This is a genomic window from Mumia flava (assembly GCF_002797495.1).
Lineage (GTDB): Bacteria > Actinomycetota > Actinomycetes > Propionibacteriales > Nocardioidaceae > Mumia > Mumia flava.
This window is the reverse complement of the sequence record NZ_PGEZ01000001.1, coordinates 782,918-797,511: the sequence shown is the minus strand read 5'-3', so window position 1 is coordinate 797,511 and position 14,594 is coordinate 782,918. Positions and strand designations below refer to the sequence as shown.

At 72.9% G+C, this 14,594-nt stretch carries 12 protein-coding genes; 7 read left to right on the top strand and 5 right to left on the bottom strand.

The features are described from left to right. Positions 1 to 13: 13 nt before the first annotated feature. Together CLV56_RS03785 and CLV56_RS03780 are read right to left on the bottom strand one after the other, a co-directional pair. Positions 14 to 784, bottom strand: coding sequence for a cation diffusion facilitator family transporter (locus tag CLV56_RS03785; protein WP_100414410.1), 771 nt, complete (start codon positions 782 to 784; stop codon positions 14 to 16). Beyond that, entirely contained in the window at positions 781 to 1,161 is a 381-nt protein-coding gene (locus tag CLV56_RS03780) for an ArsR/SmtB family transcription factor (RefSeq protein WP_425437696.1), read from the bottom strand. The genes CLV56_RS03785 and CLV56_RS03780 overlap by 4 nt, the downstream gene beginning before the upstream one ends. 63 nt (positions 1,162 to 1,224) lie before the next feature. Here CLV56_RS03780 and CLV56_RS03775 point away from each other — a divergent pair, with 63 nt between their 5' ends. From CLV56_RS03775 to CLV56_RS03760, 4 genes are all read left to right on the top strand, one after another. After that, positions 1,225 to 1,911, top strand: a complete 687-nt coding sequence (locus CLV56_RS03775; RefSeq protein WP_039345665.1) for a haloacid dehalogenase type II — start codon at positions 1,225 to 1,227, stop codon at positions 1,909 to 1,911. 5 nt (positions 1,912 to 1,916) lie between these two features. Beyond that, complete coding sequence (locus CLV56_RS03770; protein ID WP_100414409.1) at positions 1,917 to 2,948, top strand: cation diffusion facilitator family transporter; 1,032 nt, start codon at positions 1,917 to 1,919, stop codon at positions 2,946 to 2,948. Between the two features lie 41 nt (positions 2,949 to 2,989). Beyond that, entirely contained in the window at positions 2,990 to 4,366 is a 1,377-nt protein-coding gene (locus CLV56_RS03765; protein WP_039345662.1) for an MFS transporter, read from the top strand. 134 nt (positions 4,367 to 4,500) lie between these two features. After that, entirely contained in the window at positions 4,501 to 5,001 is a 501-nt protein-coding gene (locus CLV56_RS03760) for a MarR family winged helix-turn-helix transcriptional regulator (protein ID WP_157805055.1), read from the top strand. 27 nt (positions 5,002 to 5,028) lie between these two features. Here CLV56_RS03760 and CLV56_RS03755 read toward each other — a convergent pair whose 3' ends face one another. Then, a complete protein-coding gene (locus CLV56_RS03755; RefSeq protein WP_039345659.1) occupies positions 5,029 to 6,480 on the bottom strand; it encodes an MFS transporter in 1,452 nt (483 codons plus the stop codon). 401 nt (positions 6,481 to 6,881) lie between these two features. Between CLV56_RS03755 and CLV56_RS03750 the strand changes: the two genes are divergently transcribed. Beyond that, complete coding sequence (locus CLV56_RS03750) at positions 6,882 to 9,038, top strand: DEAD/DEAH box helicase (RefSeq protein WP_211287966.1); 2,157 nt, start codon at positions 6,882 to 6,884, stop codon at positions 9,036 to 9,038. Here CLV56_RS03750 and CLV56_RS03745 read toward each other — a convergent pair. Then, positions 9,028 to 9,678 carry a TetR/AcrR family transcriptional regulator gene (locus CLV56_RS03745; RefSeq protein ID WP_211287965.1) on the bottom strand — a complete coding sequence of 217 codons (651 nt, stop codon included), beginning with the start codon at positions 9,676 to 9,678 and terminating at the stop codon, positions 9,028 to 9,030. The two genes, CLV56_RS03750 and CLV56_RS03745, sit on opposite strands and share 11 nt — an antisense overlap. Before the next feature lie 94 nt (positions 9,679 to 9,772). Here CLV56_RS03745 and CLV56_RS03740 point away from each other — a divergent pair, with 94 nt between their 5' ends. Both CLV56_RS03740 and CLV56_RS03735 read left to right on the top strand, forming a co-directional pair. Continuing rightward, the gene (locus tag CLV56_RS03740; RefSeq protein ID WP_100414405.1) at positions 9,773 to 10,705 is read left to right on the top strand and encodes an ABC transporter ATP-binding protein; all 933 of its coding nucleotides are present in this window, start codon (positions 9,773 to 9,775) and stop codon (positions 10,703 to 10,705) included. Next, positions 10,702 to 12,336, top strand: coding sequence for an ABC transporter permease (locus tag CLV56_RS03735; RefSeq protein ID WP_100414404.1), 1,635 nt, complete (start codon positions 10,702 to 10,704; stop codon positions 12,334 to 12,336). Before CLV56_RS03740 ends, CLV56_RS03735 begins: the two co-directional genes overlap by 4 nt. A gap of 56 nt (positions 12,337 to 12,392) precedes the next feature. On the opposite strand, the gene CLV56_RS03730 is transcribed toward CLV56_RS03735, so the two are convergent. Beyond that, positions 12,393 to 14,594 (bottom strand): DUF4185 domain-containing protein, encoded by a 2,202-nt coding sequence (locus tag CLV56_RS03730; protein ID WP_039345654.1) that lies wholly within the window; start codon positions 14,592 to 14,594, stop codon positions 12,393 to 12,395.

Below are 14,594 nucleotides of genomic sequence, written 5' to 3'. Positions count from 1 at the left end.
CAGCCCGTGATGCTCAGCGGCCGGACTTGCTGAGGTCGACCCTGGCGGGGGTGCTCGCGTCGTTGCCTGCACAGCACCCGTCAGCACACCCGTCGTCGGCGACGCCCTGTCCGCGGGCATCCTCACGGAGGTCAGGACGGCCGAGCGGGGCTGGCGTGCAGGCGCACGCCTCGCCGCGCCAGGCCTCGAACCCCTCGCGGGCGGCGACGGCCGCGATCACGAGCGCCGCGACCGGGTCCGCCCAGGACCAGCCCAGCGTCGCATTCAGCAGCAGGCCACCGAGGAGCACGGCCGACAGATACGTGCACAGCAGCGTCTGCGTGGAGTCGGCGACGACGGCGCCGGAGCCGAGTGCCCGCCCCGTCCGACGCTGGGCCCACGAGAGGAACGGCATGATCACCAGCGATGCGGCGGCCAGACCGATGCCCACGGGAGAGGTGTCGGGCTCGTGACCTACGAGCAGTGCACGCACCGACTCGAACGCCACATAGCCGGCCAGCGCGAAGAACGACAGGGCCATCAGTCGGAGCGCTCGGTCTTCACGGGCCTCCGGCATCGGGTGGCGGAACTGCCAGAGGATGATCAGGCCGCTGCTGACCTCGACGGTCGAGTCCAAGCCGAAGCCCACGAGCGCGACCGAACCGGCCACCAGGCCGGCACTGATCGCCACCACGGCCTCGACGAGGTTGTAGGCGACCGAGGCGGCGGCGAGCAGCTGCGCTCGGCGGCCGAGGACGCGTCGCCGTGACGGGTCGGTCACCCGCTGGCGGCTCCCCGGGCTCACGGGGTGGTCCTGTCTCCGTAGACCGGGCACAGCACCACGGCGTCCCCGGTCTCTGCCAGCAGGACCTCCGCTGCCGCGAAGACCCGGCGCACCGCGTCAGGGTGGGACAGCGAGAACACCGAGGCGCGGCCCTGCGGGCGCGAGCTGACCAGACCGCAGTCACGCAGGCACGCGAGGTGCTTGGAGACCGTCGACTGGGCGAGGCCGAGGTGGGCCGTGAGTTCGGCGACGTTGTGCTCCCCGAGCATCAGGTGGCGCAGGATCGCGACTCGTGACGGGTCGCTCATGCCGCGGAACAAGCAAGCCGCCGCCGTGCTCGCCGCCACCTCGCGCGGTTCCGGGACGGGTCGGTGCCGCACCGAGCTCTGCATCGCCATTCGGCGATGATAGCGCCAGGTGGGACTCTGGTGGTGGTGACGTCGACACGCTAGAACGGAGACATGGACGCCCTCGTTCCAGACCGCCCCCGGCTGATCGTCCTCGACGTCAACGAGACCCTGTCGGACATGGCGCCGATCGGCGACCGGCTCGCCGACGTCGGAGCCGACCGCGCGCTCGCGCCGGTGTGGTTCTCGGGGTTGCTGCGTGACGGTTTCGCCCTCACGGTGCACGCCGAGAACCCGACGTTCGCCGACCTGGCCGCCGACGGGCTCAGCAGGCTGCTCGCCCCGACCAGCCCGGCGGCGCGGCTCGACGACGACGTCGCGCACGTCCTCGCCGGTTTCGGTGCGCTGCCGTGCCACCCCGACGTGGTCGACGGGATCGGCGCGCTCGCCGATCTGGGCATCCGGCTCGTCACCCTGACGAACGGCGCCACCGCCGTCGCCGACGGACTGCTCGGTCGGGCCGGCGTGCGTGACCGGCTCGACGCGCTGCTGTCGGTGGAGCAGGCGGGCGTGTGGAAGCCCGACGCCCGCGCCTACGCGTACGCCCTGGAGCAGTGCGGGGTCGCCGCGGCGGACGCGATGCTCGTCGCCGTGCACCCGTGGGACACCGACGGCGCCGTCCGGGCCGGGATGCGGGCGGCGTGGATCGACCGGGCCGGCTCCGGCGCGTACCCGTCGTACTTCCGTGCACCGACCATCACCGCCGGCTCGCTCGTCGAGCTCGCCGAGCGGCTCGGCTGACGCGGGTGGCGGAGTCGAGCGGGTCGGGAGAGAGCGAGCCGGGGACGAGCGAGCCCGGTCAGCGCGACGGCGGCGAGTCGCTTCTCACCGTCGTCGTCGCGCTGCTCGCGAACGGCCTGCTCGCGGTCGCGAAGACCGCGGCCGCGGTGCTGAGCGGCTCGGCCGCGATGGTGGCGGAGGCGGCGCACTCGTGGGCGGACACCGGCAACGAGGTGTTCCTGCTGGTCGCCGAGCGCAGCGGCAGCCGGCCCCGCGACGAGAGCCATCCACGTGGCTACGGACGCGCGACGTACGCGTGGTCCCTGATCGCGGGCTTCGGCCTGTTCGCCGCCGGCGCCGTGGTCTCGGTGTGGCACGGCGTCAGCGAGCTCGGCTCCGACGTCGAGGAGACCGACTACCTGATCAACTACGTCGTCCTGGCGGTCGCGCTGGTGATGGAAGGAACGTCCTTCTTCCAGGCGAGCCGGCAGGTGCGTGGGGACGCTCGACGGACGGGACTGCACCCGCTGCGCTTCGTGGCACGGACGTCGAACCCGACCCTGCGCGCCGTGTTCTTCGAGGATCTCGCGGCTCTCATCGGCATCGTCGTCGCCACGGCGGGGATCGGGCTGCACGAGCTGACGGGCGACGCGATCTACGACGCGCTGGGATCGATCGTGATCGGGATCCTGCTCGGGGTCGTCGCGGTGTTCCTGATCGCCCGCAACATGGACTACCTCGTCGGCGAGATCCCGCCGACGCGTGTCCGGTCCTTCGTGCTCGCGCGGGTGCTCGAGCACCCGCAGGTCGAACGCGTCGGCTACCTCCACCTCGAGTGGGTCGGACCGCAGCGCGTCTTCGTCGTCGTGGCGGTCGACCTGGTCGGCGACGACTCCGAGGAGCACCTCGCGGTCCGGCTGCGTCGGGTCGAGCGCGACCTCGAGCAGACGCCGCTGATCGAGGACGCCGTCCTCACTCTCGCGACTCCCGACGAGCCGTCGTTGACCGTCGAGGAGATGCACGATCCGGGGTCGGGTGAGCCGCGCTCGCTAGGCTGAGCCGCACCGTCACGAGGGACGACCGTCGTGAGGGGGATCGCTTGACGGAGCAGGCCTCGACCGAACGACTCGACCGGAGCACCGTGCTCGCGCTGGTCGCGATGTGCCTCGGGGTGTTCGTCGTCGCCAACGACTTCACCGCTCTCAGCGTCGCGGTCGTGCAGATCGAGGACGACCTCGGGACCTCACTGAACCGTGTGCAGTGGGTGATCAACGCCTACACGGTCGTCTTCGGGGTGCTGATCGTCACCGGCGGACGGCTGGCCGACATGTTCGGCCGTCGGCTCGTCTTCCTGATCGGCGCCGCCGTGTTCGGGCTGTTCTCGTTGCTCGGCGGTCTCACCGATGACATCGGGCTCCTGATCGGCGCCCGCGCCGTGATGGGGGTCGGCGCGGCCATGATGTGGCCGTCGGTGCTCGGGATGATGTACGAGATCCTTCCCGAGGCGCGGGCCAGCCTCGCCGGCGGCCTGGTGATCGGCGTCGCCGGCCTGGGAAACGCGCTCGGTCCGCTGACAGCGGGGGTGCTCACCGACACGGTCGGGTGGCGGTGTGTGTTCTTCGTGAACGTCCCGGTCGCGCTGGTCGCGATCGTGGTCACGCTGTGGGCGGTGCCGCGCAGCACGACCGGTGGGCGGCAGCGCGTCGACTACCTGGGGATCGCCACGCTGTCGGCCGCGGTGATCCTGCTGCTCGTCGGCCTCGACACCGGGACCACGGTCGGGTTCGACGATCCGGGGGTGATCGCGACGATCGTGGTCGGCGCGCTGCTCCTGCCGGTCTTCGTGGTCGTGCAGCGGCGGATGGGCGACGATGCGCTCGTGCCCCGGCGGATCACGCGGAGCCGTCGCTTCACCGCCTCGGTGGTCTCGGTCGTGCCGATGGCGGCCGTGCTGTTCGGCGCTCTCGTCTACGTCCCGCAGTACACCGAGAAGGTCCTCGGGTGGGATGCGCTGGCCGCGGGTGCCGGGCTGCTCCCGATGATGCTCGTCTTCGCCCTCGTCTCGCTCGCCGCCACCACGCTCTACGACCGCCTCGGAGCCCGCCCGGTGGTCGGCGCGGGTGCGGTCTGCCTCGCCCTCGGAGCGGTCTGGCTCGCGGCGACGATCGGGTCGGGGTACGCGGTCCTGGTGCCCGGGCTGCTCACGATCGGGGTCGGGATCGGGCTGTACTTCTCGGCGCTCACCACGGTCGCGGTCACCGCGGTCGCCGACTCCGACGCGAGCCTCGCCGGCGGCGTCGTCTACATGGCGAACATCGCCGCGGGATCGCTGTGGATCGGCGCCAACACCGCCGTCGTGCTGGCCTCCGCGGACTTCGCCGAGGGGATCCGCCGGGCGTTCGTGCTGGACGCGTCGCTCGGTGTCGTCGGCGCAGCGATCGCCGTGCTCGCGCTGCGCGGCGACGAGCCGGCGTGACGGCGGTGGGAGCGACAGCCCGGCCCCGGCGGGACTCGCGACACCACCACGGTTGACTCGCGAGGATGCGGGACGTGCTCGTCGTACGATCGGCGTCGAGCGGTGGAGGTCGCCGCACCGACGCAGGTGATCGCATGAGTCAGCCGGCGCGCGAGCCCGAGCACATCTCGGGCGCGCACCGCTCGCACGAGCCGGAGATCGACGACGACCTGCTGCGTGCGTTCGGCGACGAGGTGATGCGGATCAGCCGCCGGCGCGTCTCCGTACCGGCAGGTTCGGTGCTCGACCCGTCGGCCTACCGCATCCTGTGGTCGCTCGTCGACCACGGCCCGCTCGGGCTCGGTGAGCTCGGCGAGGAGCTGCAGCTCGAGCAGTCGACCGTCAGCCGTCAGGTGAAGGCGGCGGTGCGGCACGGACTGGTCGAGCGAGTGATCACCGAAGGGACGCGGCAGCGGGTCGTGCGGGCGACCGCGGCGGGCGAGGAGGCGTACTGGCACGATGCACGCCTGCGCGGGGAGCGGTTCCGGCAGGCCCTGGGGGAGCTCGGTGCCGAGCACGTGCGCGTCCTCGCAGCGGACCTGCGAGCATTCAACGACGCCCTGGATCGCGCGCGGGCGGCCGACCCCGACGCGTGAGCCGGGGCCGGCCGCTCCTCGCGAGGATCACCCCTCGGCTGCGACCGGTTCGAGCGGCTCGGGCACGGTGGTGTCCGCACGACGGTGGCGCGACGGGATCGTTGCCGCCAGCGCCGCACCCAGCAGCGCCGCGGCCGCTCCGATCACGAAGCACGCGGTGAACGCGTCCTGGCTCGGCACGGCGAACCCGTCGCCGAACGCGACCGTGTTGCTGCTCAGCACCGTGCCCATCACGGCCGCGGCGAGCGTCGTGCCGAGAGAGCGGGTGAGCGTGTTCAGGCCGACCGCGGCGGCAGCCTCGTTCGGCGGCGTGCTGTCGAGGATCAGGGTCGGCATCGCGGCGTAGCCGATCCCGACACCGGCGGACGCGACGATCGACGCGACCAGGAGCTGCCAGGGTGCGTCCATCATGAAGACGGCGACCACGTAGCCGCACCCGAGGACGATCGCGCCGATCACCAGCGTGATCCTGGCCCCGATGCCGGTGATCAGACGGCTGGAGACCGGGGCGAAGACCATCATCATGAGGCCGGCCGGGGCCATCCAGAGGCCGGCCTGGAGGATCGTCTGCCCGAGTCCGTAGCCGGTCGCCTCGGGGAGCTGGAGCAGCTGCGGGACGACGATCGACTGCGCCATCATGCCGAAGCCGATCGCGACCGCGGCGACGTTCGTCATGAGGACGGGCAGCTGCGCGCTCGCACGCAGATCGACCAGCGGGTCGCTCTGACGCAGCTCGTAGAGGCCCCACAGCACGAGGACGACGAGGCCGCCGACGATCGCCCCGATGGTCCTGGCGTCGGCCCAGCCCCAGGTGGTCGCCTTGGAGATGCCGACGAGGAAGGCGACGAGCCCGACCGCGAGTCCGATCGTCCCGACGAGGTCGAGCCGGGCCGGGTGGGCGTCGTGGACGTGTGGGACGACGAGCACGACGAGCGCCAGGACGATCGCGGCCACCCCGGCCGACGCCCAGAACAGCGTGTGCCAGTTGCCGACCTCGACGATCCACGCCGCGAGCGGCAGGCCGATCGCGGCGCCGACGCCCAGCGTGGCGCTCATCGCGGCGACCGCGGTGGCAGCCATGTCGGGTGGGGTGATCTCCCGGATGAGCGAGATGCCGACGGGGATGAAGCCCATCGCGAGGCCCTGCATCCCGCGGCCCACCAGCATCGGGACGAGCGAGTCGGAGAGGGCGCAGACGACCGAGCCGACGACGAGGATCGTGGCGCTGACCGCGAGCACGCGCTGCTTGCCGAACATGTCGGCGAGGCGTCCGGCGACGACCGTCGCGACGCCTGCGGTGAGCAGGGTGATGGTGACGACCCAGGCGGCGTTCGACGCCGAGGTGTCGAGCAGGTCGGGCAGCTCCGGCTGGATCGGGATGACCAGGGTCTGGGTCAGGGCTGCCGCCAGCCCGCCGATGCACAGCGCGACCACGGACAGCGCGGGAGGCAGGTCTCGCGTACGCGAGGGAGAGGACATGATGGTGGCTCCTGTCGGGGGCATTCGCATGTACCTTACATTTGATTGCCTTCAGCAACTAAGTCACGCCGTGTGATCTCGCTCTCGCCGGCCAGACCCTGTCCTTTGCCGGGCGCGGGCCCTGACCTCGCGCACCGCTCTGCCCGCGCCGGACCGGAGCGCGCTAGCATGGTCCCTGCGCGATGCCTGGAGCGACGGACGTCCGACCAGCCCGCGCGCGACCTCCGGCCGATGGACGCAGGACCGGCCGGGGCGCTTCGACGGCGTCGGCCCGCTGCGCGCGGGTGGGTGCCGTGAGGGCGCGGTCCGTCCGTACGTCGGGCCGGCGCACGGATGATCCCGGCCACGGGAGACGGGGCGACCCCGCCGCAACACCGGGCCGGTCACCTGAAGGAGAGTCTGTGGCACGTGGAGGCCAGCGCCGATCCGGCGCACGCGATCGAGCCCGTCGTGGGCGCGCGCAGGACCAGGAGGGGATCATCCCCGTCCTGGCGCGCGGCGTACGTGAGGTGGAGAACGCCGTCGCGCGTCGCCCCGCCACCTCGTCGGTGAGGGACAAGTTCCAGGTCGTCGCCCTGCTCGTCCGCGAGGAGCGGGCCCGTCTGAAGTCGGACGAGGAGCTGTCCGAGGCCCGCCGCGCCGACCAGCTCAAGCGGCTCGACGGGATCGCCACGATCCTCGCCAAGACCGCGACGCAGGACCCCAGCCTCTTCACGCTGCTCGACGAGGACGCCGGCGTCGAGCCCTCGGCGCGGCTGCTGCGGCGCGAGATGCTCGCCGCTGCCGGGATCGAGTCCGAGGAGGAGGAGCCGGCCGCGCCCTCGAGCGACGCCGCCGAGACTCCAGCGCCCCGGACGGCCGTGCCGACCTCCGTGATGGCGCGCCAGCTCGCCAACCCCTTCCTCACTCCCGACTTCTCCGCCACGCCGGCGAAGCCTCAGACGCACCGGCTCGTCACGTGGGAGCTGCTCGGCCCGCTGCTCCGGTCGTTCGAGTACGCCGCTGCCGGCGACTCCTCGTGCATGGACCTTCCGGAGCCGCCGGACCTCCAGACCCGGTCCGGCCGGTCGCTGATGCGTCACCAGGCCCAGCTCGTGGAGTCCGCTCGCGAGGGACACCGGACCTTCCTGCTGGCCGACGAGCCCGGCCTCGGAAAGACCGCCCAGGCGCTGCTCGCGGCCGAGGCCGCCGACGCGTTCCCCCTGCTCGCCGTCGTCCCGAACGTCGTCAAGACGAACTGGGCCCACGAGGTCGCGATGTGGGTCCCGAACCGTACCGCGACCGTGATCCACGGCGACGGGGACAGCGCGGACGGGTTCGCCGACGTCATCGTGGTCAACTACGAGGTCCTCGATCGCCACGTCGGCTGGATCGGCACCCATGGCTTCCGTGGGATGGTCGTCGACGAGGCGCACTTCATCAAGAACAAGTCCTCCCAGCGCTCGCGCAACGTGCTGGAGATCTCCGAGCGGATCCGCGCCCGTACGGCCCGTCCTCTGCTGATGGCGCTGACCGGCACGCCACTGATCAACGACATCGACGACTTCCGTGCGATCTGGCAGTTCCTCGGCTGGATCGACGACAAGAAGCCCATCGGCGACCTCATGGTGTCCTTGGAGGAGACCGGCCTGTCGCCCGGCGACCCCGGGTTCTACGGAGTCGCGCGCCGCACCGTCGTCGACATGGGGATCGTCCGCCGCCGCAAGGCCGACGTCGCCGCCGACATCCCGGCCCGCCGGATCGCCGACCTGCCGGTCGAGCTGGACGAGGAGGCCGGCCGGTCGATCCGGGACGCCGAGCGGGAGCTCGCCCGCCGGATGGTCTCGCGCTACGACCGTGCGCTCGAGGCCCGTACGTCCGGGGTCGTGGTCGAGGGGATCGACCACGAGCTCGTGCAGCACGTGGCGAAGTGGGAGCGCGAGGACACCGATTCCGCGACCGGCGAGAACGTCTTCAGCATGATGCGCCGGATCGGTCGCGCGAAGGCCGGGCTGGCCGCGGACTACGCAGCGCAGCTCGCGCACAGCGTCGGCAAGGTCGTGTTCTTCGCCAAGCACATCGAGGTGATGGACACGGCCGAGGAGACCTTCCGCAAGCGCGGTCTCGGGTACGCCTCGATCCGCGGCGACCAGACCACGGCCGTACGGGACCGCAACGTCGAGGCGTTCCTGCACGACCCGGAGGTCGCCGTCGTCGTCTGCTCGCTCACCGCGGCCGGTGTCGGGATCAACCTCCAGGTCGCCTCGGACCTCGTCCTCGCGGAGCTCTCCTGGACCGACGCCGAGCAGACGCAGGCGATCGACCGAGTGCACCGGATCGGACAGGACCAGCCGGTCACCGCGTGGCGCGTGATCGCGGCACAGACCGTCGACGCCCGGATCGCGGAGCTGATCGACAGCAAGGCCGGTCTGGCCGCCCGGGCGCTCGACGGTGCCGGCGAGGTGGAGTCCGCGTCCGTCGACGTCCAGCTCGAGGCCCTGGCCGCGCTGCTCACCGCTGAGCTCGAGCGGCGTGAGCAGGCTCGGGCGCGGAGCCGGTCGCTGGACCTCACTCGCTGACGCGCGCGGAGGGGTCGGGCGGACTGGTCTCGTCCGACCCGCTGCCCGACCCGTCCAGCGCGTCCAGCGCAGCGTGTACGGTCTCGGCGAGCGTGCCCGGCGCCGACCCGCTGTACCAGGCAGCGAGGCCGGTCGTCAGCGCGGCCGTCGCGGCCCGTGACCGGACGCGCGTCGCGAGGTCGTCGGCCGGCAGGCCGCGCGCGGTCGCGGCGGCCTCGGCGAGCCGGTCGGCCAGCTCCAGCGCGAACGCGAACGTGGCCCGGCGCAGCTCGGGCACGGTCAGGGCGTAGTGCATGACCCGGGCCCAGTAGCCGGAGCGGTCGGTGAACTCGGGACCGGTGAACGCCGGCACCACCGCCCGGACGGCGTCGACCAGGTCGACGGTGCCCGCGGCCGCTGCGATCGCCTCGATCGCGTCGTCGTCCTCGGGCTGGAGGAGGATGATGCCCTCCTTGGTCCCGAAGTAGCGGTACACCGTCCGTGGCGCCACCTCGGCCGCTGCGGCGATCGCCTCGACCGTGACCTGCTGGTAGCCGTGCTCGTCGAAGAGGTCGAGGGCCGACTCCTGGATCCGGGCCATCGCGGCGCGGCGCTTCGTCTCGCGCAAGGAGAGCCCCGGGGGTCCGGCCGGTCGGGTCACGGTGGCTCCTCTCACGCGTGGTGCGGTTGCCGGTGTCGTGGGCCAGATTGTACATTGACTGCCAATTGACAGTCACTGCCAAAAGGGGACGCGGATGCCCGATCCGACCACCGGTCCGACCAGCGACCCGATCGTCGACTTCGCCGGCGTCGACAAGCACTTCGGCCGTACGCACGCCCTCGACGGCCTCGATCTGCGGGTCGAGCCGGGCTCGGTCCACGGGTTCCTCGGCCCGAACGGCGCCGGGAAGTCGACGACGATCCGGATCCTGCTCGGCCTGGTACGCGCGGACGGCGGTCGGCCCCTGCTCTTCGGTCGCGACCCGTGGCGGCACGCCGTCGAGCTGCACGAGCGGCTCGCGTACGTCCCGGGCGACGTCGTGCTCTGGCCCTCGCTGAGCGCCGGCGAGTGCATCGACCTCCTCGCGACCTCCGGCCCGCGGATCAACGCCGACCGGCGATCCGAGCTGACCGAGCGGTTCGATCTCGACCCGACCAAGCGCGCCCGCGACCTGTCGAAGGGCACGCGCCAGAAGGTAGCCCTGGTGGCCGCGCTCGCCAGCGACGTCGACCTGCTCGTGCTGGACGAGCCGACGTCGGGGTTGGACCCCCTGATGGAGGAGGTCTTCCAGGAGTGCGTACGGGAGCGCGCGCAGGCCGGGACGACCGTGCTCCTGTCGAGCCACATCCTCGGTGAGGTCGACGCGCTGGCCGACACGGTCACGATCATCCGCCAGGGCCGCACGGTCGAGTCGAGCGCGCTCGCGGACCTGCGCCGCCGGACCCGCACCAAGGTGCGCGCGACGACCTCGGGCGACGTCGCGGGGCTGGACTCGGTCGCCGCGCTCGCGGATCTGGCGTCGACCCGCGTCGACGGGCAGGTCGAGTCGAGCTTCACCGTGCCGCCGGACCACCTGCCGGAGGCCCTGGTCGCCCTCCAGGACGCGGGGCTGCTCACCCTGACGGCGACCCCGCCGTCGCTGGACGAGCTGTTCGCCTCGGCGTACGAGTCAGGGGCTGCCTCGTGAGCGTGGCGACGCAGGCACCGGCACCTCCGCGTACGGATCAGCCGCGATCGGGCTCCGGCCTCGCCGCGATGCTGCGGATCCGGCTGCGCAGCGACCGCGTCCGGATCACCGTCTGGACGCTGTCGACGATCGTGCTGTTCTGGTCGGTGGTCGCGTCGATCAAGTCCCTCTACCCGACTCCGAAGCTCCAGGCCGGCTACGCCCAGGCGCTCGAGGGCAACCAGGCGTTCGTCGCGATCAACGGCATCCCGTACGGCGCCGACACGCTCGGCGGGATCGTGGCCGACGAGTTCGCGTTCATCGCCCCCGTGCTGCTGCCGGTGCTCGTCACCTCGCTGATCGCGCGCGCCACCCGCGGCGCGGAGGAGTCCGGGCTGGTCGAGCTCGTGCGGTCCCGCGGCGTCTCCCGTACGGCGCCGCTGGCCGCTGCGTCGATCGTCGTCGCCGGCGTGCTGGTCGTGATCGGCGTCGCGGCCGGCGCGATCCTCGCGGCGTACGGGGTGCCGACCGGCCCGTCGTTCCTGTACGGGGCGTCGCTGACCGGGCTCGGTCTCGTCTGGCTCGGCATCTCCGGGCTGGCCGCCCAGCTGGTCCGGCACACGCGCGGTGTGTGGACCCTCTCGCTCGGCCTGCTGCTCGCCGCGTACCTCGTGCGGGCGTACGGCGACGTCGAGGACATCTGGGTCAAGTGGGCGTCGCCGCTCGTGTGGTTCCAGGAGACCCGCGCGTTCGCCGACGACGCCCGGTGGTGGCCCCTGGTGATCCCGCTCGTCGCCGTGGCGGTGCTCGTCGGCGTGGCCGTCACCGTGCTGTCGCGGCGTGACCTCGGCTCGGGCGTGCTGGCGTCCCGGCCGGGGCCGGAGTCCGCCGCCGCGGCGCTCACCTCGCCGTGGGGCCTGGCCGCGCGTACGTCGCTCTCGCTCGTCGCCTCGTGGTCCGCGGTCTCGGTGCTGATCGGCCTGGTGTTCGCCGGGCTGACGAAGGAGGCGGCGAGTGCGCTCGACTCGAACGCCCAGGTCGCCGAGGTGCTCGGCGGGGGCGGCGGGGTGAGCCCCGAGGACGGCTACCTGTCGTTCACCCTCGTGATCGTCGCGCTGGTCGCCGGCGCGGCCGTCGTGCAGGGCGTCGCGCGCGTGGCGGAGCAGGAGACCGACGGCATCGCCGAGGTGGTCCTCGCACGGCCGGTCGGCCGGTTCTCGTGGGCGCTCGCCTGGGTGACCGCGTCGCTCGTCACCGGGGCCGCCACGCTCGTCGTCGGCGCGTTCGCGACCGGCGCCGGGGCTGCCCTCAGCCTCGACGACGGGGAGCGTGTGGGGTCGCTGACCGCGGCCGGTGCGGGGTACGTGCCGGCCCTCGTCCTGCTCGCGGGTCTGTGCCTGGCGGTGCTCGGTCTCGTGCCGCGCCTGCAGAGCGTGTGCTGGGTCGTGGTCGCGTGGGCGGCCGTGGTCGCGACGCTGGGGGACACCCTCGAGCTCGCCGACTGGCTGCGGACGCTCTCGCCGTACGACGCGCTCGGCATGCTGCCCGTCGACGACGTGGACACCACGGCCGTGGTCGTGCTCCTCGCGCTCGGGGTCGCGCTCGGCCTGCTCGGACTGGCCGGGCTGCGCCGCCGCGACCTGCGGGTCTGACCCCGCGGCGCGGCGGCGCCCCGGGCTCCGCTGCGGCGGGACCTCAGCCCGCCGGGTCAGGGCAGCGGGACGCGGAGGAACCGCGGGCGGTAGCGCAGCGGGTTGTCGATCACCTCGTCGACGTCGGTGCGATTGCGGCTGTACGAGACGACGACGGTGTCCTTCCGGGGCAGCAGGTCGGGGTGCGCGAGCGGCATGTAGCGCAGCAGCCCGCGGGTCGTGTCGCTGGGCAGCTGCGCGACGGGCGGCTGGGCGGTGAACGGGCCGGTCGGTGCCGGAGCGCTCCAGAGCACGAGGTCGTCGCCGAGGAACTCGTCGCGCTTGCTGAGCGCGTACCAGGTGCCGTCCGACTCGAAGACGCTCAGCGTCTGCGAGACCCCGCCCTCGGCTCCGATCAGCTCGGTGGCCTCGCCGGCCTCGCGGGACCAGCGGCGCCCGTCCCAATAGCGCCAGCGGTCGTGCTCGAGGATGTTCTCCGGGCGGACGCGCGCGAGGCTCAGCGAGAACCCGAACACACCGTCCGTCACCGGTCGCGCGGTCCCGTACAGGTAGACCCACCCGTCGTGCACGGCCGAGGCCGCCCCCCACGTCGGGCGGGCCGGGTCGGGGTCGTCCGGCCCGATGTCGCCCTGGGCGACGAGCTGAGGCGGCTGGCCCGGCCGCACCACGAAGATCGCGAAGGACGGCCCGAGGTTCTCGAACGACAGCGCCGTCGCGCCGGTCGTGCGGACGCGCTGCGTCGCGACGGCCACCAGGTCGTAGCCCGGGTACGCGACCGCGCCCACCGACATCGGCCAGTAGCCCACGCCGTCGCCGCGATCCGGGATCAGCGCGCCGTGGTCCGCCGGGACCACCACCTGGGCACAGTCGGGCTGGAAGACCAGCATCGAGTTGCGGACGAACCGCTGGCCGTCGAAGTCCGGCGCCCGCAGGGTGTCGCCGAACAGCATCAGCCGCCGCCCGTCCGACAGCTCCACGTCGGCGCCGACGTCGCCGCCCTGGAACTGCGGCGCTCCGCGGACGTCGCTCGCGATCCGGTTGAGGTCGGCCACGCTGGTCACGTCGCCGGTCGCCAGGCACTCGGTCTCGGTCGCGCGGCTCGGCGGGCGAGCGACCTCCGCGGAGCCTCCGGACGGGACGAGCGCGGTCGCGGCCAGCGCCAGCACGGCGACCGGGACGACCACGGCCAGGACGCGGAGCCGCCACAGGGTCGGGTGGGTCGGCGCGGCGTCGTCACTCGGGTCCGGTGGTGGGTGGATCGGTCCGAGCCGGTCGAGGGTGATCCCGTACCGCGCGCGGACGAACCGCGCCGTGATCGACGTCATGACTGCGACGGCGACCCACGTGACGAGCAGCGCGATCGCCACGGCCCAGCCGGTCCCGCCGTAGAACGCGGCGGTGGTCACGGCGTCCAGCAGGGCCCCGCTCGGGAGGACGGACGAGACCTGGTTCCAGGGGGCGTTCTGGAGCGCCGGGTCGGTGCCGCGCAGCAGGCCCGGTTCGAAGGCCAGGAACGTGATCGCCGCCAGGCCGAGCCCGGCGAGCCCGGCCAGGGACTCCAGCGCCAGCGTGATGGTCGCCGCGGCGGCAACACCGAGTGCGACCGACACCCCGATCGCCACGGGTTCGCCGGGGACCGTCAGCGGCCCCAGGCGCGGAAGCACGATCCCGCCCGCGACGGAGGCCGCGGCGATCCCGACCAGCCGGACCACCCCCAGGCGCAGCGTGAGCGCGACCGGCCCACGGGCCAGCGAGATCACGACCACCGTCCCGAACCCCAGCAGGATCGCGGACAGCACCAGCGCGTACGCGTGCCCGCGCCCGGGCGGCGCCGGCCCGACGCCGTCGGCGGTGACCTCCTCGACCGTCACGGTCCGCCCGTAGCTCTGCTCGAGGGCGTCGATCTGCTTGCGTACGGCATCCGCCAGCGCGTCGTCGGTGTGCCGGTTCACCACGAGCGTGTCCTGCGTGCCGGCGAGGTCGACCTCGATGGACGCGACGGCGGTCCCGTCCGCGACGTCGGCGCGGGCCGCGTCCGCGTCGTCGGTCGCGGCTGCGTCGAACGGCCGGTTCGCGAGGTCGTTCGCCTCGGCCGCGAGCGTGGTCGCGACCAGTGGCGGCGCCACGAGCTGGATCGGGACGCGGTGCGGCTGCTCGGGCGTCCGGAGTGCCGCGGTGAGGGCGAGGGCGGCGACCGCCGGCAGGAGCACGAGCAGCACCAGCACCGGACGCGAGACCACGCGGCGCCAACCCGTCAC